Raw genomic sequence first — 18,656 nt, 5'->3', positions numbered from 1 at the left:
AGCTCCGGGCGACCCCCGGGCCTGTGCGGGCACCACTCTATCCCCGACCCGGTGGGGCGGTGCCCGCCGTGCGCGGGCCTCCAGCCGCGGCTCCGCCCCCAGGATTCGAACCCGGACCTCAAGGCACCAAAGGCCTGTGTGCTGCCGTTACACCAGGGCGGACCGCGCCGTCGCGGGCGCGGGCAGCGTCCAGTCTGCCAGGCCCGCCGCCCCGGTCGCGTCCCCTCGCACGGCATGATGGGGGCGTGGCCAGTGACCGATCTCGCACGACCCGCGCCCGGATGACCGCCAGCCAGCGGCGGGAGCAGCTCCTGGCCGTCAGCCGTGAGCTCTTCGCCGCGAAGGGCTTCGAGGGCACGAGCGTGGAGGAGATCGCCTCGCGCGCGAAGGTCTCCAAGCCGGTGGTCTACGAGCACTTCGGCGGCAAGGAGGGGATGTACGCGGTCATCGTGGACAGGGAGCTGCAGCAGCTCCTCGCCGCCCTCAGCGGGGCGCTCGAGACGGGCGGGCACCCCAAGCGCATCGTCGAGCGGACGGCGCTGGCCCTGCTCGAGTACATCGAGCTCAACACCGACGGTTTCCGCATCCTCGTGCGTGACTCCCCCGTGGCACAGGCCACGGGGACGTTCTCCTCGCTCATCGGCGACGTGGCCACCCAGGTGGAGCACCTGCTGGCCGACCAGTTCCGCCGTCGTGGGCTGCCGACGGACACCGCGCCGATCTACGCGCAGATGCTCGTCGGGATGATCGCGCTCACCGGCCAGTGGTGGCTCGAGGCGCGCACGCCCGACCGGGAGACGGTCGCCGCGCACCTGGTCAACCTCGCGTGGAACGGGCTGTCGGCGATGGAGAAGAGCCCTCACCTCACAGGCTCGCGCACCCCGGAGTAGGGCGGGCTCCCGGGTCCTCGGGTGTGCCCTAGACTCGCGGCGGACACTGCCGCAGAAGCACGGAAGAGGCCATGGCGCAACTCGAGTTCGACCATCTCTCCAAGGCGTACGGCTCGCTGCGCGCCCTCACCGACCTGACCTTCGCCGTCGAGGCCGGGGAGATCTTCGGGTTCGTCGGGTCCAACGGCGCCGGCAAGACGACGGCGATGCGCATCGCCCTCGGCGTGCTGTCCGCCGACTCCGGCGAGGTGCGGTGGAAGGGGCGCCCGCTGGACCTCGACATGCGCCGTCGCGTCGGGTACATGCCGGAGGAACGCGGCCTGTACCCGAAGATGAAGGTCGGCGAGCAGCTCGTCTACCTCGCCCGCCTGCACGGCATGGAGCCCGCCGCCGCGACGACAGCGATGGAGCAGTGGACCGAGCGGCTGGGTGTGGCCGCCCGCCGGGGCGACGACGTCGAGAAGCTGTCGCTGGGCAACCAGCAGCGCGTCCAGCTCGCGGCGGCGCTCGTCCACGAGCCGGAGATCCTCGTCCTGGACGAGCCGTTCTCCGGGCTCGACCCCGTCGCCGTCGACGTCATGAGCTCGGTGCTCCGTGAACGCGCCGACGCCGGTGTCCCCGTCATCTTCTCCTCCCACCAGCTCGACCTCGTCGAGCGGCTCTGCGACCGCGTCGGCATCGTCCGCGCCGGGCAGATGGTGGCGCTCGGCTCGAGGGAGGAGCTGCGGCGCACGCCGAACGCCCGCTGGCGCGCCGTCGTCGACGGCGCCTCGCCGGGGTGGGCCCGGGTGGTGCCGGGTGCCCGGGTGCTCCAGGACGACGGGCGCGCCGTCGTCGTCGAGCTCACCGGCCACGCCCCCGGCGTCGAGCAGCCGTTCCTCCAGGCCGCCACCGCCGCCGGGGCCCTGCGGGAGTTCGCGCCCGTGGTGCCCAGCCTCACGGAGCTGTTCCGGGGCGTCGTGAGCGAGGACGGGACCGCCGAGGAGAAGGCAGCATGAGCAAGCAGCACCGGCCCACCGGCGGCATGGGGACCCTCGCCGCGATCTCGCTCGTCGCCCGCCGCGAGGTCAAGGCCCGCTTCTTCACGAAGTCCAACCTCATCTCGCTCGCGGTGATGCTCGTCGTCATCGTCGCCGGCGTCATCGTCCTGGACTACTTCATGAACCGGGACGACGACACCGCGGACTTCACCGTCGGGGTCGAGAGCCCGGTGAGCGAGCTCGAGCCGCTCCTGGTGGCGTCCGGGACGGCACAGGGCATGAGCGTCGACGTCGAGGAGCTGTCCCGCGCCGACGCCGAGACGCGGCTGGCCGACGACCTGGACGCCTTCCTCGCCGGCGACCCGACACGACCGGAGATGCTCGTCGAGGAGCAGGCCGACCAGCAGCTGCTGGCCCTGGTGACCGGCGCGGTGCAGGCGCACGCGCTCGCGGTCGAGATCTCCGACCTCGGCGGCGACCCGCAGGCCGTCAACGAGGCCCTCGCGCAGGCGGTGCCGCAGGTCACGCACGTGTCCCCCGACGAGGCCGACCAGTTCGGCCCGCAGTACCTCGTCTCCATCCTGGCGATCTCCCTGCTGCTCTTCGCCCTCATCGGCAGCGGCTCGCTCATCGCGATGGGCGTCGTGGAAGAGAAGACCTCCCGCGTCGTGGAGATCCTGCTCGCGACCATCCGCCCCTCGCAGCTGCTCGCCGGCAAGATCCTCGGGATCGGGATCGTCGGCCTGGCCCAGGTGGTCATCCTGGGTGGCGGTGCGTTCGCCACGATGGCCGCCACCGGCCTGTTCGCGGGGCTGGAGATCGACCTCGGGTGGACCATGCTCCTGCTGCTGCTGTGGTTCCTCCTCGGCTTCGCGGTCTTCGCCCTGCTCTTCGGCGGCTTCGCGGCGCTCGTCTCGCGTCAGGAGGAGATCGGCGCGGTCACCACCCCGCTCATGTTCCTGCTGTTCATCCCGTACTACCTGGCGATGTTCATGGTCTCCGCCGACCCCGACAGCACGGTGGTCCGGGTGCTCTCGCAGATCCCGTTCTTCTCCCCGTTCATGATGCCCGTGCGCGACGTCTACGGCGGGGTGGAGACGTGGGAGATGCTGCTGGCGATCGCGATCGCCGCGGCCACCATCCCGCTGCTCGTGTGGGTCTCGGCCCGCGTGTACCGCCGCGGCGTCCTCCACACCGGTGGCCGGATGAAGCTCACCGAGGCCCTCCGCGGCTGAGCACGGCGTCCCTCCCCCGTCGCACGGACCCGATTTATCTCGATGTCGAGTAATCTCGGGGGATGGTGTCAGTGAGCGGCGCCCTCGAGGGTCAGGACGAGGTGGACCGGATCGTCGCGGCCTGGGGCCGGGAACGACCGGACCTCGACCCGCGGCCGCTGCACGTCTTCTCCCGGGTCTCCCGGCTCTCCCGCCGCCTCGACCTCGCCCGCCGACGGGCGTTCACCGACCACGAGCTCGAGGGCTGGGAGTTCGACGTGCTGTCCGCGCTGCGCCGGGCCGGGGAGCCCTACGAGCTCACCGCCGGCCGCCTGCTCAACGAGACCCTCGTGTCCTCGGGGACGATGACCAACCGCATCGACCGGATGGTGGCGCACGGCCTCGTCGTCCGGGCCGGGGGCCCGACCGACCGGCGCGTCGTCCTCGTCCGCCTCACCCCGCTGGGCAAGGCGAAGGTCGACGCCGCCATGGCCGACCTCCTGGAGACCGAGCAGCGGCTCCTCGCCGAGCTGGAGCCGGCCGAGGCCGAGCAGCTCACCGACCTGCTGCGCCGGCTGCTCCTGCCGCTCGACCGCTGAGGCCCGGACCGACGGGCGGGCCGGGCCTGGCCGACGTCACGGCCGGGCTGAGTCAGCCGGCGATCTCGGACAGCTCCAGCCACCGCTCCTCGAGCTCGGTGACCTGGTTCTCCAGGCCCCGCAGCTCCTCACCGAGGGCCGCGAGCCCGCCGTAGTCGTTCGGGTCGTGGGCAGCCATCCGGTCGTGGAGCGCGGCGATCTGGGCGGAGAGCTTCTCCATCCTGCGCTCGGTCGCGGACAGCTCCTTGCGGGTGGCACGCAGCTCGGCACCGCTGACCGCCTCCGGCGCCGACGTGGTGGGCGCCGCCTGCTGACCGCCGGACTCCTGGCGCTGCTGCTGGCGCCGCCGCAGCTCGAGGTACTCGTCCACCCCACCGGGCACGTGGCGCAGTCCCCCGTCGATGACGGCGTACTGCTGGTCGGTGACCCGCTCGAGCAGGTAGCGGTCGTGGGACACGACGACGAGTGTGCCCGGCCACGAGTCGAGCAGGTCCTCCATCGCGGCGAGCATGTCGGTGTCGACGTCGTTGGTCGGCTCGTCGAGGATGAGGACGTTGGGCTCCGAGAGCAGGATGAGCAGCAGCTGGAGCCGGCGCTTCTGGCCGCCCGACAGCTCCCCCACCCGGGCCGAGAGGTGCTCGCGGGCGAAGCCGAGCCGTTCGAGCAGCTGCGCGGGCGTCAGCTCCTTGCCGTCGACGACGTAGCTCGCCCTGGTCCGGGCCAGCACCTCCCGCACGCGGTCACCGGAGATCTCCCGCAGGTCGGTGAACTGCTGGTCGAGCATGGCCACGCGGACGGTCTTGCCGCGCTTGACCCGGCCGGAGTCCGGCTCCAGCGTGCCGGCGATGAGCGCGAGGAGGGTCGACTTTCCCGCACCGTTGGCACCGAGGATCCCGGTGCGCTCCCCGGGGGCGATCCGCCACTCGATGTCGCGCAGGACCTGGCGGTCGCCGAAGGCGACGGACACGTCGAGCAGGTCGATGACGTCCTTGCCGAGGCGCGCGGTGGCGAGGCGCGACAGCTCGAGCCGGTCGCGCAGCGGCGGCACGTCGGCGATGAGCTCGTTGGCCGCCTCGATCCGGAACTTCGGCTTGGACGTGCGGGCCGGCGCCCCGCGCCGCAGCCAGGCCAGCTCCTTGCGCATGAGGTTCTGCCGCTTGGCCTCGACGGCCGCCGCCTGCCGGTCGCGCTCCACCCGCTGGAGCACGTAGGCCGCGTAGCCGCCCTCGAAGGCGTCGACGACGCGGTCGTGGACCTCCCACGTCGTCGTCGCCACCTCGTCGAGGAACCAGCGGTCGTGGGTGATGACGAGCAGACCACCGGCACTGGGAGCCCAGCGCCGCCTGAGGTGGTCGGCGAGCCAGGTGATGCCCTCGACGTCGAGATGGTTGGTCGGCTCGTCGAGGGCGACGACGTCCCACTCACCGACGAGCAGCGCGGCGAGCGCGACACGTCGGCGCTGCCCACCGCTGAGCGTGCCGACGGTCGCGTCCCACGGGACGTCGGGCACCAGCCCCCCGATGACGTCGCGGACGCGCGCGTCGCCGGCCCACTCGTGGTCGGCGCGGTCACCGACGACCGTCCACCCCACCGTCCGGTCCGGGTCGAGGGTGTCGCTCTGGTCGAGCACACCCACCCGCACGCCGCCCCGCCAGGTGACCCGTCCGCCGTCGGGCTCGATGCGGCCGGCGAGCATGCCGAGGAGACTGGACTTGCCGTCCCCGTTCCGACCGACGATCCCGATGCGGTCACCCTCGTTGACGCCGAGGCTGACGGAGTCGAAGACGACGCGCGTCGGGTACTCCAGGTGCAGGGCCTCGGCCCCGAGAAGATGTGCCACGGCTCCAGGGTAGGCGGGCCGGGCCCGCGTCCCGGACCGGGAGGGTCAGGCGACGTCGTGCACGTGGCCGAGGACACGCGCGCCGGGCACGGGGCCGGTGGCGACGAGCACCTCGCGTGCGACCTCGGCCTCGCGGACGACGGCGGCGACGGACTCGGCGTGCTCCTCGTCGAGGGCGAGGGCCGCGACCGTCGGCCCGGACCCGGAGAGCACGGCCGCCAGCGCGCCGGCACGGTCGGCTGCCGCGAGGACGTCCCCGAGCTCCGGGCGCAGGTCGACGGCGACGTCCTCGAGGTCGTTGACGAGGTGCCGCGCGAGCTCGTGCGGGTCCCCGCTGCGCAGTGCGGCCATGAGCCCGTCGTCGACGTGGGGCTCCGCGGCGCGGGTGCCGCCGGCGTCGTCGAAGGCGGCGAAGACCCGGGGCGTGGACAGGCCCTCGTCCTGGACGGCGAGCACCCAGTGGTAGCCGCCCTGGGCCATGGCGGAGGTGAGGACGTCACCGCGCCCGGACCCGACGGCGGTGAGCCCGGTGAGTGCGAACGGCACGTCGGCCCCGAGCCGGCGGCCCAGCAGGATGAGCTCCTCGCGGGACAGCCCGGCGTCCCACAGCTGGTCGCAGGCGAGCAGCGCAGCGGCGGCGTCCGCAGAGCCGCCGCCCATGCCGCCGGCCACCGGGACCTGCTTGACGATGTGCAGGTGCGCGCCGTCGGTGATCCCGGTGTGCTCCTGCAGGAGCCGCGCGGCACGCAGCGCGAGGTTCGAGTCGTCGGTCGGGACGCGGTCGGCGTCGCGCCCCTCAACCGTGACGCTCAGCCCGCTCGCGTGGTCGGCGATGAGGTCCTCGTGGAGCGACACGGCCTGGAAGACCGTCGCGAGCGGGTGGTACCCGTCGTCGTCGGGCGCGCCCACCCGCAGCGCGAGGTTGATCTTGCCGGGGGCGCGGACGGCGACGGGTGCGGTGCTCATGCGTCCTCCGGGCGGTGCTCGGCGATGCGCGCGAAGTCGACGATCCCGAGCCGCTCCCCGCGCAGCGTGGGGTCGAGCCCGGCGGCGGTGACGGCGGCACCCGCGCGCTCGGCGGAACCCGCCCAGCCGGCGAGGGCCGAGCGCAGCGTCTTGCGCCGCTGGCTGAACGCGGCGTCGACGACGGCGAAGACCTCCTGCCTGCTCGCGACCGTGGAGGGCGGGTCGTGCCGCTCGAGGCGCACGAGCGCGGAGTCGACGTTGGGGACCGGCCAGAACACGGTGCGCCCGATGGTGGCGGACCGGTGCGCCGTCGCGTACCAGGCGGCCTTGGCGGACGGGACGCCGTAGGTGCGGGAGCCGGGCGGCGCCGCGAGCCGGTCGGCGACCTCGGCCTGCACCATGACGAGGCCGCGGCGCAGGGTGGGCAGCCGCTCGAGGAGCGTGAGGAGCACCGGCACGGCGACGTTGTAGGGCAGGTTCGCCACGAGGGCGTCCGGCTCGGCCGGGCCCTCGCCGGGGAAGGCCGGGAGCTCGGTGACGTCCATGGCGTCGGCGCCGACGACGAGCAGCCGCTCGGCGGCCTCGGGCAGGCGCGCGGCCACCGTGCGCGGCAGTGCGGCCGCGAGGACGGGGTCGATCTCGATGGCGACGACGCGCGCACCGGTCTCGAGGAGCGCCAGGGTGAGGGACCCCAGGCCCGGTCCGACCTCGACGACGACGTCGTGCGCCTCGACCCCGGCGGTCCGCACGATCTTGCGCACGGTGCCGGGGTCGATGACGAAGTTCTGGCCCAGGGTCTTGGTCGGCCTGATCCCGAGGGCCCCCGCGAGGGTGCGGATGTCCGCCGGGCCGAGGAGCGGGTCGGCAGGCGGCGCTGCGGGTTCGGGGCTCACGGCGACGAGCCTAGCCGCCGGACCGCGGTCAGCCGCTCAGCGCAGGCCGAGCTTGGCGGAGCAGGCGGGCCACTGGCCCCAGCCGGAGCGGGCCTGGAGGGCCTGCGCGCGCTGGGTCTGCTCGGCCGGGGAGGCCTGCGAGGGAAGCCCGCTGCCGCCCACCGACTGCCACGTCCCGACCGAGAACTGGTACAGCCCGTGGTAGAGGCCGTTGGCGCTGACGATCGTGGGGTTCCCACCGGACTCGCACTGGGCGAGCGCGGCCCACACCCCACCGGAGACGGCGCCGCCGGAGGAGCTGGAGCCACTGGAGCTCGCGGAACCGCCGGAGCTGCTCGAGCCGCTCGACGATCCGCCGGAGCTGCTGGAGGGGGTCGACGGGCTGCTCGGCGCGGGCGCTGCGGGCGCTGCCGGGGCTGCGGGACGCGGTGCGGGCCGCGGCTTGGTGCCGACTGCGACGATCTCGGGGACGGGCTCGGTGACGGTCACGTAGTCGAGCTCGTCCCGATCGGTCTCCTGCCCGCCGGCGAGGACGAGGAGCGTGGCGCGCACGCGCTCACCCTCGACGCCCTCCTGCACGACGCGACGCTCCCCGACGTACAGGGAGTCGTCCTCGCGCTCGGTGGTCTCGTAGGGCACGGTCTCGGCGCCGGTGCGCAGGTCATGGGCGCCGCGGGTGACGCTCACCTCGACGACGCCACCCGCCGCGCTGCCGACGACGACGTCGTCGAGCTTCCCGAGCGTGACCCCGGCGAGGTCGAGGACGTCCTGGAGGTGCGCCTCGCCGTCGGGCGTGACGCGCCGGGTCTCCCCGTCGACGACGACGTCGACGGGCGCGCCGTCGACGAGCGGCATGTCCAGCGCCTGCCGGCTGCCGTCACGGGACCGGGAGGCGGCCACGGTGATCTGCCGGCCGGCCTCGCCGAAGGACTGGATCGCCTCGCCCGTGGTGGGGGCGGTCGTCCACATCGCGCGCTGCTCACCGTCGACGTCGACCCGGATCTGACGGGCGCTGCGGACGACGACGAGCATGCCGTCGTCGAGCGCGGCGTCGACGTCGGGGCCGACGGCGTCGTGCTCACCGATGCGCACACCGTGCTCGTCGAGCACGCCCTCGACGGAGCCGGCGAAGGTCGAGACGGACTGCTCGACGCCGTCGATGTCGAGCTCGACGGTCTTGTGGGCGGACGCCACGGCGACGCCACCGCCGACCGCGAGGGCGGCGGTCGCCAGCGAGGCCACGAGGACGCGGCGGCGACGGCGGGGCGTCGCGTCGGAGATGGGGGTGTCGTTCTGGTCGAGCACGGTGTCGTGAGAGAGCACGGGCTTCCTTGGGTTGCGCGTCCCGGTACAGACGAGCCGGCTGCCCGCGAGGGCGGCCGGCCCGGACACGACCCGCTGGGGCCGAGGGAGGGGTCTGATCCGGCTGGATGCGTCACCTGCGGCGACACGGGACCTGGCAGGTCCGTATGCGACTGTAATTCAATCGTTACATGTCGGTCTACGTGAGGTCACTCACGGCGTGCTAGCTAGCGGCTCAGTACCAGTTGACGGCGTTGCTGTGGGCCAGCGCACCGCAGGGCGTGCCGTAGCGGCCGCTGATGTAGTTCAGCCCCCAGGTGATCTGGGTGGCGGGGTTGGTCCGCCAGTCGGAGGCCACCGAGGCCATCTTCGACCCGGGCAGCGACTGCGGGATGCCGTAGGCGCCCGAGCTGGGGTTCTGCGCCGTCGGGTTCCAGTTGGACTCGCGCTCCCACAGCACGTCGAGGCAGCTGAACTGGTCACTGCCCCATCCGCGGGCGGCCACCATGTCGGCGGCGATGGCCTTGGGGTTCCCCGTCGGCGCCGGTGCGGCGGGCGCGGCGGGAGCGGTGCTCGAGGGTCCGGACGGGCTCGGGCTGCTCGGTGCCGGCGGCGGGGCGACCGGCTCGGCGGTGCCCACGCGCACGACCTCGTCGACCCGCTCGCTGACGACGGCTCGGGCGACGACCTCGCGGGCCGTCTCCTCACCGCCGCTCGTGGTGATGCGGAAGGTGGTGGCCGTGACGCCGTCGACGCCCTCGGTGACGACACGACGTTCGCCACGGGGCAGGGAGTCGTCCTCCTCCTCCACGGTCGCGTGCTCGTCGGTCTCGGTGACGTGCTTGTCGATCGTGTCGACCGTGGCGACCTCCACCGTCATCCCCGCGACGACGGGGGCCGTCATCGGGGTGGAGACGACGTCGTCCTGGTCGACGAGGACACCGGCCTCCGTGAGCAGCTCGGCCACGGACGCGGCCCCGGTGGTGAGCTCGCGGGCCTCGCCGTCGACGACGAGCTCGACGGCGGCACCGGGGACGGGCGCACGGGACTCGAAGCGGGAGGCGATGAGGCCGGCCTCGGCGCGGTCGATCGCCACCACGTCGCTCGTCGCGGCGGTGTCCGCGGCGACCTGCGGCGTCGCATCCGGTCCGGCGACGCCGGCGAAGGCGACGGTGCCGCCCGCGATGACGGCGAGCACGAGGGTGTGGACACCACGCCTGGCGACCGTGCGGAGAGTGCGAGGGCGCTCGGCCACGTCGCGGTGGCGCGCGCGTCGGAGGGGTTCGGGCACAGCAGGGTCCTGTCTGGAGGGAGGGCACCCGGACCGGCGTCGCCGGGTCGGGCGGTGACTGACCTGCGGTAGACCGTAACCGATTCGTGACCTTGCGGGGAAGGTGGCGGCGCCCGGTGACGCGTTCCGGGGCGGTATTGGGGACGGGTGTGACTGGTGTGACTGGTGTGGCGACTACCAGGCGCCGTAGACGGTCTCGGTGTTGTCGGTGAGGCGGCGGCACAGCTCGGCCAGCCCGGTGCCGGTCTCCTCGGCCAGGCGGCGCACCGTGAGCGGCAGCACGTAGGGGCCGTTGGGACGGCCGCGGTGCGGCGCGGGCGTGAGGTACGGGGCGTCCGTCTCCACGAGGAGCAGCTCGGGCGGCACCTCCCGGACCGCGGCGCGCAGGGTGTCGTTCGCCTTGAAGGTCACCGGTCCGGCCACCGACAGGTACCACCCGCGCTCGGCGCACGTGCGGGCGAGGGCGACGTCCCCGGAGAAGCAGTGGAAGACGGTCCGCTCGGGGGCGCCGTCGGCGAGCAGCACCTCGACGACGGCCTCGTGGGCGTCACGGTCGTGGATCTGCAGCGGCAGGCCGAGCTCCTTGGCCAGGGCGATGTGCGCACGGAAGGCCGCGCGCTGGACCTCGCGGGCCCGCTCTCCGCCGCGGAAGAAGTCGAGTCCCGTCTCGCCGATCGCCCGGACCCGCTCGTGGCGCGCGAGCTCGGCGACCCGGGCGACGGCGTCGTCCAGGGACGTCTCGTGCCGCGGCGCGACGGCCGGGTCGAGCCCGTCCGGGGCGACCTCACGGATGCCGGCGTGGAGCGGCGCCTCGTTCGGGTGGATGGCGAGGGCCGCGACGATCTGGGGGTGCTCCTCGGCGAGCGCGACGCTCGGGGCGAGGGTGTCGAGGTCGCAGCCGACCTGGACCATGCGGTCGACCCCGACGGCGGCCGCCCGCTCGAGGTGCTCGGCGAGGGTCAGCGGCGCGCTTCCCTCGCGCACGCCCGGGTCGTCGTCCGCCCCGACCGGGAAGTGGGTGTGGTTGTCGACGACAGCGGCGGGCAGCGCCTCGGGGACCGGCGGCCAGCCGCGTTCCCGCGGGCTCACTGCGCGTCGCCCGCGGCGCCGCCGTCCTCGTCGTCGCCGGCGAGGCGCCGGAGCTCCTCCTCGACGACCGAGTCGTCGAGCTTGGTGAAGACGGGGACCGGCTTGGCGACCGGTGCACCCACCCGGACGGGGCGCCGTCCCCAGGCGGGGACGCCCCGGTAGTCGCCGGTGATGACGGGGTAGCCGGGTCCGCCGTCGAGGTCCTCGACCTCCTCCACCCGCGGGAGCGGGGCGACGTCGCCGGTGCCACCGATGACGGCGTCGACGGTGTTGGCGCTGTGCGGCAGGAAGGGGCTGAGCATGACGTTGAGGTCGCTGACCGCCTGGGCAGCGACGTGGAGGATGGTGGCCCGGCGCTCCTGCTGGGACTCGTCCTTGAGCTTGTAGGGCTCCATGTCGGTGATGTACTTGTTCGCCTCCCCGACCAGCCGCATGACCTCGGCGATCGCGGCGCGCTGGCGGTGGCGGGAGACGAGGTCCCCGACCGTCGCGAACCCGGCCTCGACCTGGTCCAGCAGGGCACGGTCGGGCTCGGTGAGCTCCCCGGCGGGAGGGATCTCGCCGAGGTTCTTGTGGATCATCGACGCGGTCCGGTTGACGAGGTTGCCCCAGCCGGCGACGAGCTCGCCGTTGGTGCGGCGGACGAACTCGGCCCAGGTGAAGTCGCTGTCCTGGTTCTCCGGGCCGGCGACGCTGATGAAGTAGCGCAGCGCGTCGGCCTGGTAGCGCTCGAGGACGTCGCGCACGTAGATGACGACGCCGCGCGAGGAGGAGAACTTCTTGCCCTCCATGGTGAGGAACTCGCTCGAGACGACCTCGGTGGGCAGGTTGAGGACGCCGTACTCGCCGGGCTGACCGCCGCGCTCACCCTCGCCGTTGTGCGCGAGCATCTCGGCGGGCCAGATCTGGGAGTGGAAGACGATGTTGTCCTTGCCCATGAAGTAGTAGGACAGCGCCTCCGGATCGTTCCACCACTTGCGCCACGCCTCCGGGTCGCCGGTACGGCGGGCCCACTCGATGGAGGCCGACAGGTAGCCGATGACGGCGTCGAACCACACGTACAGCCGCTTGGTCGGCTGGTCCCGCCAGCCCTCGAGCGGCACCGGGATGCCCCAGTCGATGTCCCGGGTCATCGCGCGCGGTCGGATCTCGGCGAGGATGTTCTTGGAGAACCGGATGACGTTGGGGCGCCACGTGCCCGAGGCCTCACGCCCGTCCAGCCACTCCCCCAGCGCCTCGGCCAGCGCGGGCAGGTCGAGGAAGAAGTGCTGGGTCTGGACGAACTCCGGGGTCTCCCCGTTGATCCGCGAGCGCGGGTCGATGAGGTCGGTCGGGTCCAGCTGGTTGCCGCAGCTGTCGCACTGGTCGCCGCGGGCACCGGTGTAGCCGCAGATCGGGCAGGTGCCCTCGATGTAGCGGTCGGGCAGCGTGCGGCCGGTGGACGGGGAGATGGCGCTCTGGGTGGTCTGCTCGACCATGTAGCCGTTCTCGTGGACGGCGCGGAACATCTCCTGGACGACGGCGTAGTGGTTGCGCGTCGTCGTGCGGGTGAACAGGTCGTAGGACAGGCCGAGCGCGACGAGGTCCTCGACGATGAGGCGGTTGTTGCGGTCGGCGAGCTCACGGGCGCTGACGCCGGCGGCGTCGGCGGCGACGAGGATCGGGGTGCCGTGCTCGTCGGTGCCGGACACCATGAGGACGTCGTGGCCCGCCATGCGCATGTAGCGGGAGAAGACGTCGGAGGGAACGCCGAAGCCGGCCACGTGCCCGATGTGGCGCGGGCCGGAGGCGTAGGGCCAGGCCACCGCCGAGAGGATGCTCGTCATGGGGGCCAGCCTAGTTGCGCGAGCGCACACCCCCTCCACCCGCCCCGCCCATCCCCCTCCCTTCGCGCCGCCCACCCCCCTTCGCGCCGACAGCGGAGTTGTTGCGCACCCCGGCCCACCCGCACCGTCCCAGCCCTCCGCCGACAGCGGGGTTGTGTCCGCTGCTGAGCTGCCCCGGCTGCGACGTCGCGCCCAGCGACGGGGTAGTCGGGCCCGGGACGTCAGCGCGAGGGGACGATCTCGACCCCGGCCTCACGCAGCTGGGCGCGGGCGAGCGCACCCTGCTCCGGCGTCACCGGCGCGGTGAGGTCGCTCAGGACCCGGACGGACAGGCCCGCCTCGACCGCGTCCAGCGCCGTCTCCTTCACGCAGTGGGACTCCGCCAACCCGACGACGTCCACCGCGGCCACGTCCCCGAGCAGCTGGTCGAGCGTGCGCCCCTGCCGGTCGGTGCCCTCGAACCCGGAGTAGGCCGCCGCGTACTGGCCCTTCTTCACCGAGGCGTCCGGCGCGAGGTCCGCGAGCGCCGGGTGCAGCTCGGCCTCCGCCGTGCCGGCGACGCCGTGCGGCGGCCAGGTGTCGACGTAGTCCGGTTCCTCCGGCGGGGTCGCGAAGTGGCGGCCCGGGTCGATGTGCCAGTCCTGGGTGGTGACGACGAGCTCGTACCGATCGCGGTGGGCGGCGACGTACTCGGCGATCGCCCGGGCGACGTCGTTGCCGCCCGCGACGGGTAGCGCTCCGCCCTCGCAGAAGGTCGGCTGGACATCGACGACGAGCAGGGCGCGACGCTCGGACATGGGTCCTCCTCACACTCACGGTCGTCCCCATCGTCGCACGCGGTCCCGTGCCGGTACCCGTGCCGGACCGTGCCCGTCGGGCCTACAGTTGGGCCATGGCCGACGACGCCCGGCGCGCGAGCTGGACCATGGCGGGGATCGACACCGCGGTGGAGCTCGACGGCGGTGTGCTCGTGGGGGACGACGGGTCGGCCTGCGCCGGTCAGGCCCTGCAGTACGCGGCCGCCGAGGCCGCCCGCCGCGGTGCCGAGCTGCACGTCGTGCGCGCGTGGAGCATCCCGACGGCGGTCCGCCCGGAGAACGCACCCTTCGGGACGACGCCGTCGATCGTCGAGATGCAGGAGGCGACACTCGCCGAGACCCGTCGCCGGGCCGAGAAGGCGGCGGCGGACCATCCCGAGGTCACGGTGCACGCCCACACGGTCTTCGGAAGGGCGGACCGCGCGCTCACCGCGGCCGCGGCGAAGGCCGACGTCCTCGTCGTCGGCTCGAAGGGCCGCTCGAAGCTGGGGAGCCTGCTGCTCGGCTCCACCGCGGCGACGGCGATCCGCGAGGCCCCGATCCCCGTCGTCGTCGTCCGCTGACCCGCCCCACCACCCCCTCACGCGCCGAACGCGGGATTATTGCACCCACCCCGCCACCCCCTCACGCGCCGAGAGCGGGTTTGTTGCACACGGCACGCCAGCCCCCCACGCGCCGCGAGCGGGATTGTTGCACCCGCCCCACGTCAGCGTGCGTCGAGGGCCGCCTGGTAGAGCTCGCGCTTGCTCAGCCCGGTAGCCGCGGCGACGGCCGCGGCAGCGTCCTTGAGCCGCTCCCCCGCGTCCGCCCGGGCGACGACCTCGGCGACATGGTCCTCCAGCCGCACCTCGCGCGGCGGCGCACCGGCGACGACGACGGTCACCTCGCCCCGCACACCGTCCGCAGCCCACTCGGTGAGCTCCGACAGGGTGCCCCGGCGCACTTCCTCGTAGGTCTTGGTCAGCTCGCGGCACACGGACGCTCGCCGGTCGGCTCCCAGGGTGGCCGCCATCGCTCGGAGGGTGTCGCCGACCCGGTGCGGTGAGTCGAAGAAGACCATCGTGCGCGGCTCGTCCGCGAGGGCGGACAGCGCCCGGTCCCGGTCGGCCGGCCGCCGCGGGACGAAACCCTCGAAGCAGAAGCGGTCGGTCGCCAGCCCGGAGACGGCGAGGGCAGTGAGCACCGCGCTCGGACCAGGGAGCACGCTCACCGCGACGCCGGCGTCGACGGCCACTCCGACGAGGCGGTAGCCGGGATCGGAGATCGACGGCATCCCGGCGTCGGACACGACGAGCACCCGCTGTCCCGCAGCGGCACGTTCGACCAGCCGGGGCGCACGCTCACGCTCGTTGTGCTCGTGAAAGCTGAGCAGCTCACCGGGCACCCACACCCCGAGGCGGCGGGCGAGCGCGACGAGACGCCGGGTGTCCTCGGCGGCGACGACGTCGGCCTCGCCCAGCGCACGGATCAGCCGAAGCGGCGCATCACCGGCAGCACCGATCGGGGTAGCCGCGAGCAGGATCTGCCCGCCCTCGCCGCGCCACGGGGAGCCGCCGGCAGGGGGTAAGGCGGAGTCAGGCTGCTCGGCCGACGCGGCGTCGGGCTTCTCCGCCGACGGCTCGTCGGCGGGCTCCGGCTGCCCGGCCAGGTCGCTCATGGTTCCAGTGTGACCCACCGCGCGGACTCTGCTGCCCGTCGGCGCGCTTCGGGCGGGCAGCCGATCACGGGCACGCAGGGCGAGGGCCGACGGCCTGCACACCATCTGGCTCTCGACGACAAGGACGTGGACAACAACCCCGCTCTTGACGACAAGGACGCGGACAACAAGTCCGCTCTCGGCGCCAAGGACGCGGACAACAACCCCGCTCTCGGCGACAAGGACGCGGACAACAAGTCCGCTCTCGGCGACACGGACGCGGGCAACAAGTCCGCTCTCGGCGGCGGGGAGGGGGCAACAACCCTGCTCTCGGCGGCGGGGAGAGGCGGGGTGGGGGTGGTGACGACCTACACTCACCTGCGTGAGCGCGCCGCCCGAGGACACCGAACGGCCCGGCCCGTCGGTCGACACCGAGGAGCCGACGGCACGCGGCACGGACGCCCCGGAGCGCACCGACCACCGCAGCGCGGCAGCGATCGAGGCCGACCTGCAGTCACGACTCCTGCGGCCCGGGCCCACCGACCGGCTGTGGGGCTGGCTCGGCCCCCTCGTCGTCACCGCGATAGCGGCGGTCCTGCGGCTGGTCGACCTCAACCACCCGACCCGGCTGATGTTCGACGAGACGTACTACGTCAAGCAGGCCTACTCGCTGCTCACCCTCGGCTACGAGGGTGAGTGGGAGGGCGAGGACGTCAACGACCGGTTCAGGGTCGGCGACTTCTCGGACCTGTCGACGGATGCGGACTACGTCGTCCACCCCCAGATCGGCAAGTGGCTCATCGCGATCGGGCTGCGGCTCTTCGGGGCGGACAACGGGGCGGGCTGGCGGTTCTCCGCGGCGATCGCCGGCGCGGCGACGGTCCTCGTGCTGGCCCGGGTCGCCCGGCGGCTCACCGGCTCCACGCTGCTCGGCAGCGCGGCGGGACTGCTCCTGGCGGTGGACGGGCTGCACTTCACCGGCTCGCGGATCGGTCTGCTCGACGTCTTCCTCGGCTTCTTCATCGTCGCCGCGCTCGCCGCCGTGCTGCTCGACCGGGAGCAGAGTCGCAGACGGCTGGCCCGCGCGGCAGCCGCCGACCTCGCCGACCGCGGTGACGGCCGGCTCTCCGACCCGTGGGGCCCACGGATCGGCGTGCGCTGGTGGCTCGTGCTCGCCGGCGTCCTGCTCGGCCTCGGCGGCGGCGTCAAGTGGTCGGCCATCTACGGGCTCGCGGTCCTGGGGATCCTCGTCGTGGTGTGGGACATCTGCGCACGGCGCGCCGTCGGGGCACGGCTGTGGTTCGGAGCCGGTGTCTTCCGAGGCGGTGTGCCGGCCTTCGTCGCCCTCGTCCCGGTCGCGGCAGTCACCTACGTCGCGGGCTGGTTCTCCTGGTTCGCCAGCCCGGGCGCCTACCTGCGCACCTGGGCGGCCGACGAGATCGCCGCCCAGGGCGCCGTCGACCGCTCGTGGCTGCCGAACCCGCTCAACTCGCTGTGGGAGTACCACCTGCGTGCCTGGGACTTCCACAACGGTCTCGACTCCGAGCACAGCTACGAGGCCCACCCGGCCGGCTGGATCCTCCAGCTGCGTCCGACGTCCTTCTACTGGGAGGGCGAGGTGGACGCGGACTGCGGCGCCGAGCGCTGCGTCCAGGTCATCAGCTCGGTGGGGAACCCGGTCGTCTGGTGGGTGGGGCTGCTGGGTCTCCTCGTCGTGCTGTGGATGGCCGTCGTGCGGCGCGACTGGCGGGGCTGGGCCGCCCTCGCCGGCTACGCGGCGACCTACCTGCCGTGGTTCGCCTACGCGCACCGCACGATCTTCACGTTCTACGCGATCGCGCTCGCCCCGTACGTCACGCTGGTCGTCGTTCTCGCCATCGCGTGGGTGGGCGGGCTGCTGCCGCCGCTCCACCGTCGCGCACGCAGGCCGGGTGAGGTCCCCGTCGACGACGCCGACGACGACGGCGCTCTGCCCACCCCTGACCCGGACGGGACCGCGCGCGCCCCGTCCGCCGTCGCCGTCCGCGAGGACGACGACGCTCACGGCCGAGACGTCCGCGCCGGACACGTCCTCCTCGGCGCGGTCTGCGTCGCGGCCGTCGCCGCGTTCGTCTACTTCTGGCCCGTGTGGACGGGCGCAACCCTGCCCTACGAGGACTGGCACTCCCACATGTGGCTCGGCTCCTGGATCTGATCTCACGTCCGTGCCTCCCGCAGCGTCTACGGGGTGATGATGACCAAACCGCCCTTCGAGCAGGTCGTGTCCACCCACGGCGCCACGGTGCTGCGGGTGTGCCGCGCCGTCGTCGGACCGGACGACGCCGACGACGCGTGGTCGGAGACCTTTCTCGCCGCCCTGCGCGCCTACCCGACGCTGGACGACGACGTGAACCTCGAGGCCTGGCTCGTCACGGTCGCGCACCGCAAGGCGGTCGACATCATCCGGTCCCGGCAGCGGCGGCCCGTCCCGACGGACCGCCTTCCCGAGCGCCAACCGTCGGCAGGGCCCGGTGAGGACGGGTCCGACGTCTGGCACGCCGTCGCCACACTGCCCGACAAGCAGCGCCAGTCCATCGCCTACCACTACCTCGCCGGCCTGCCCTTCGCCGACGTGGCCGCCGTCCTCGGCGGAAGCACCGACGCGGCCCGCCGTGCCGCGGCGGACGGCATGAAGACCCTGCGCCGCCACTACGGCGCCCCCATCCGCGGAGGCCGACGATGAGCGCCCTGTTCCCCACCGACCCGACCGACGCCGCGTCCCTGGACCGGCTGCGTGGCCGCCTCGCCGACGACGCCGCCCGCGAGGGGCTGCTCGACGTCGCCTACCGGCAGGTCGACTCCCCCGTCGGCCCCCTGCTCCTCGCCACCACCCCGCGTGGACTCGTCCGCGTCGCCTACTCCTTCGAGGACCTCGACGGCGTCGTGGAGGACCTTGCACAGCGGCTGAGCCCGCGGGTCCTCCACGCCCCGGCACGGCTGGACGACGCCGCCCGGCAGCTCGAGGAGTACTTCTCCCGGGCCCGGACCCGCTTCGACCTCGCCGTCGACCTCACCCTGTCCCGCGGCTTCCGCAGGACGGTCCTGGAGTACCTCCGGACGATCGGTTACGGGGAGACCGAGAGCTACGCGGAGGTCGCCGGGCACGTGGGCAACCCGGGGGCGGTGCGTGCCGTCGGGTCGGCCTGCGCGACGAACCCGCTGCCGATCGTCGTGCCCTGCCACCGGGTGCTACGCAGCGACGGCACGCTCGGCGGCTACCTCGGCGGGCTGCCCGCCAAGGAGCTGCTGCTCTCCCTCGAGCGCGCGGCCTGA

Annotated in this window: 17 protein-coding genes and 1 tRNA gene; 8 read left to right on the top strand and 10 right to left on the bottom strand. The window is 73.4% G+C overall.

Annotated elements, in window-relative coordinates:
* Positions 1 to 90: 90 nt before the first annotated feature.
* Positions 91 to 162: transfer RNA gene (locus VR894_RS07095), tRNA-Gln, on the bottom strand.
* A gap of 119 nt (positions 163 to 281) precedes the next feature.
* Here VR894_RS07095 and VR894_RS07090 point away from each other — a divergent pair.
* From VR894_RS07090 to VR894_RS07075, 4 genes are all read left to right on the top strand, one after another.
* Positions 282 to 890 carry a TetR/AcrR family transcriptional regulator gene (locus VR894_RS07090; protein WP_324650760.1) on the top strand — a complete coding sequence of 203 codons (609 nt, stop codon included), beginning with the start codon at positions 282 to 284 and terminating at the stop codon, positions 888 to 890.
* Positions 891 to 961: 71 nt separating this feature from the next.
* Positions 962 to 1,888 carry an ABC transporter ATP-binding protein gene (locus VR894_RS07085; RefSeq protein ID WP_324650667.1) on the top strand — a complete coding sequence of 309 codons (927 nt, stop codon included), beginning with the start codon at positions 962 to 964 and terminating at the stop codon, positions 1,886 to 1,888.
* Positions 1,885 to 3,105, top strand: a complete 1,221-nt coding sequence (locus VR894_RS07080; protein ID WP_324650666.1) for an ABC transporter permease — start codon at positions 1,885 to 1,887, stop codon at positions 3,103 to 3,105. Before VR894_RS07085 ends, VR894_RS07080 begins: the two co-directional genes overlap by 4 nt.
* 62 nt (positions 3,106 to 3,167) lie before the next feature.
* Positions 3,168 to 3,683: a MarR family winged helix-turn-helix transcriptional regulator gene (locus VR894_RS07075; protein WP_324650665.1), complete on the top strand. Its 516-nt coding sequence runs from the start codon at positions 3,168 to 3,170 to the stop codon at positions 3,681 to 3,683.
* Between the two features lie 52 nt (positions 3,684 to 3,735).
* Here VR894_RS07075 and VR894_RS07070 read toward each other — a convergent pair whose 3' ends face one another.
* From VR894_RS07070 to VR894_RS07035, 8 genes are all read right to left on the bottom strand, one after another.
* Positions 3,736 to 5,523 carry an ABC-F family ATP-binding cassette domain-containing protein gene (locus VR894_RS07070; protein ID WP_324650663.1) on the bottom strand — a complete coding sequence of 596 codons (1,788 nt, stop codon included), beginning with the start codon at positions 5,521 to 5,523 and terminating at the stop codon, positions 3,736 to 3,738.
* A gap of 45 nt (positions 5,524 to 5,568) precedes the next feature.
* Entirely contained in the window at positions 5,569 to 6,489 is a 921-nt protein-coding gene (locus VR894_RS07065; protein ID WP_324650662.1) for a 4-(cytidine 5'-diphospho)-2-C-methyl-D-erythritol kinase, read from the bottom strand.
* Entirely contained in the window at positions 6,486 to 7,382 is an 897-nt protein-coding gene (gene rsmA, locus VR894_RS07060; protein ID WP_324650661.1) for a 16S rRNA (adenine(1518)-N(6)/adenine(1519)-N(6))-dimethyltransferase RsmA, read from the bottom strand. The genes VR894_RS07065 and rsmA overlap by 4 nt, the downstream gene beginning before the upstream one ends.
* Positions 7,383 to 7,418: 36 nt before the next feature.
* Positions 7,419 to 8,705 (bottom strand): transglycosylase family protein, encoded by a 1,287-nt coding sequence (locus VR894_RS07055; RefSeq protein ID WP_324650660.1) that lies wholly within the window; start codon positions 8,703 to 8,705, stop codon positions 7,419 to 7,421.
* A 214-nt stretch (positions 8,706 to 8,919) separates the two neighbouring features.
* Positions 8,920 to 9,975 (bottom strand): G5 domain-containing protein, encoded by a 1,056-nt coding sequence (locus VR894_RS07050; protein ID WP_324650659.1) that lies wholly within the window; start codon positions 9,973 to 9,975, stop codon positions 8,920 to 8,922.
* Between the two features lie 174 nt (positions 9,976 to 10,149).
* Positions 10,150 to 11,064, bottom strand: coding sequence for a TatD family hydrolase (locus tag VR894_RS07045; protein ID WP_324650658.1), 915 nt, complete (start codon positions 11,062 to 11,064; stop codon positions 10,150 to 10,152).
* Entirely contained in the window at positions 11,061 to 12,890 is a 1,830-nt protein-coding gene (gene metG, locus VR894_RS07040; RefSeq protein ID WP_324650657.1) for a methionine--tRNA ligase, read from the bottom strand. The genes VR894_RS07045 and metG overlap by 4 nt, the downstream gene beginning before the upstream one ends.
* Positions 12,891 to 13,111: 221 nt before the next feature.
* Positions 13,112 to 13,687, bottom strand: coding sequence for an isochorismatase family protein (locus tag VR894_RS07035; RefSeq protein ID WP_324650656.1), 576 nt, complete (start codon positions 13,685 to 13,687; stop codon positions 13,112 to 13,114).
* A 95-nt stretch (positions 13,688 to 13,782) separates the two neighbouring features.
* Between VR894_RS07035 and VR894_RS07030 the strand changes: the two genes are divergently transcribed.
* Entirely contained in the window at positions 13,783 to 14,271 is a 489-nt protein-coding gene (locus VR894_RS07030) for a universal stress protein (protein WP_324650655.1), read from the top strand.
* A 143-nt stretch (positions 14,272 to 14,414) separates the two neighbouring features.
* Here VR894_RS07030 and rsmI read toward each other — a convergent pair whose 3' ends face one another.
* Positions 14,415 to 15,365: a 16S rRNA (cytidine(1402)-2'-O)-methyltransferase gene (gene rsmI, locus VR894_RS07025; RefSeq protein WP_324650654.1), complete on the bottom strand. Its 951-nt coding sequence runs from the start codon at positions 15,363 to 15,365 to the stop codon at positions 14,415 to 14,417.
* Positions 15,366 to 15,726: 361 nt separating this feature from the next.
* On the opposite strand from rsmI, the gene VR894_RS07020 reads away from it, so the two are divergent.
* The 3 genes from VR894_RS07020 to VR894_RS07010 are packed head-to-tail and all read left to right on the top strand — an operon-like array spanning position 15,727 to position 18,656.
* A complete protein-coding gene (locus VR894_RS07020) occupies positions 15,727 to 17,538 on the top strand; it encodes a dolichyl-phosphate-mannose--protein mannosyltransferase (RefSeq protein WP_324650653.1) in 1,812 nt (603 codons plus the stop codon).
* Positions 17,539 to 17,574: 36 nt separating this feature from the next.
* Entirely contained in the window at positions 17,575 to 18,066 is a 492-nt protein-coding gene (locus VR894_RS07015) for a sigma-70 family RNA polymerase sigma factor (protein WP_324650651.1), read from the top strand.
* Positions 18,063 to 18,656 carry a methylated-DNA--[protein]-cysteine S-methyltransferase gene (locus VR894_RS07010; protein WP_324650650.1) on the top strand — a complete coding sequence of 198 codons (594 nt, stop codon included), beginning with the start codon at positions 18,063 to 18,065 and terminating at the stop codon, positions 18,654 to 18,656. The genes VR894_RS07015 and VR894_RS07010 overlap by 4 nt, the downstream gene beginning before the upstream one ends.

Origin of the sequence: Georgenia sp. H159 (assembly GCF_035607575.1) — a bacterium.
In the GTDB taxonomy this organism is placed as follows: domain Bacteria; phylum Actinomycetota; class Actinomycetes; order Actinomycetales; family Actinomycetaceae; genus Oceanitalea.
This window is presented reverse-complemented; position numbering and strand designations above follow the sequence as displayed.

Coding starts and splice junctions, on each gene's coding strand:
- VR894_RS07090 (WP_324650760.1), top strand. CDS start 282: ATGACCGCCAGCCAGCGGCGGGAGCAGCTCCTGGCCGTCAGCCGTGAG.
- VR894_RS07085 (WP_324650667.1), top strand. CDS start 962: ATGGCGCAACTCGAGTTCGACCATCTCTCCAAGGCGTACGGCTCGCTG.
- VR894_RS07080 (WP_324650666.1), top strand. CDS start 1,885: ATGAGCAAGCAGCACCGGCCCACCGGCGGCATGGGGACCCTCGCCGCG.
- VR894_RS07075 (WP_324650665.1), top strand. CDS start 3,168: ATGGTGTCAGTGAGCGGCGCCCTCGAGGGTCAGGACGAGGTGGACCGG.
- VR894_RS07065 (WP_324650662.1), bottom strand. CDS start 6,489: ATGAGCACCGCACCCGTCGCCGTCCGCGCCCCCGGCAAGATCAACCTC.
- metG (WP_324650657.1), bottom strand. CDS start 12,890: ATGACGAGCATCCTCTCGGCGGTGGCCTGGCCCTACGCCTCCGGCCCG.
- VR894_RS07035 (WP_324650656.1), bottom strand. CDS start 13,687: ATGTCCGAGCGTCGCGCCCTGCTCGTCGTCGATGTCCAGCCGACCTTC.
- VR894_RS07030 (WP_324650655.1), top strand. CDS start 13,783: ATGGCCGACGACGCCCGGCGCGCGAGCTGGACCATGGCGGGGATCGAC.
- rsmI (WP_324650654.1), bottom strand. CDS start 15,365: ATGAGCGACCTGGCCGGGCAGCCGGAGCCCGCCGACGAGCCGTCGGCG.
- VR894_RS07015 (WP_324650651.1), top strand. CDS start 17,575: ATGATGACCAAACCGCCCTTCGAGCAGGTCGTGTCCACCCACGGCGCC.
- VR894_RS07010 (WP_324650650.1), top strand. CDS start 18,063: ATGAGCGCCCTGTTCCCCACCGACCCGACCGACGCCGCGTCCCTGGAC.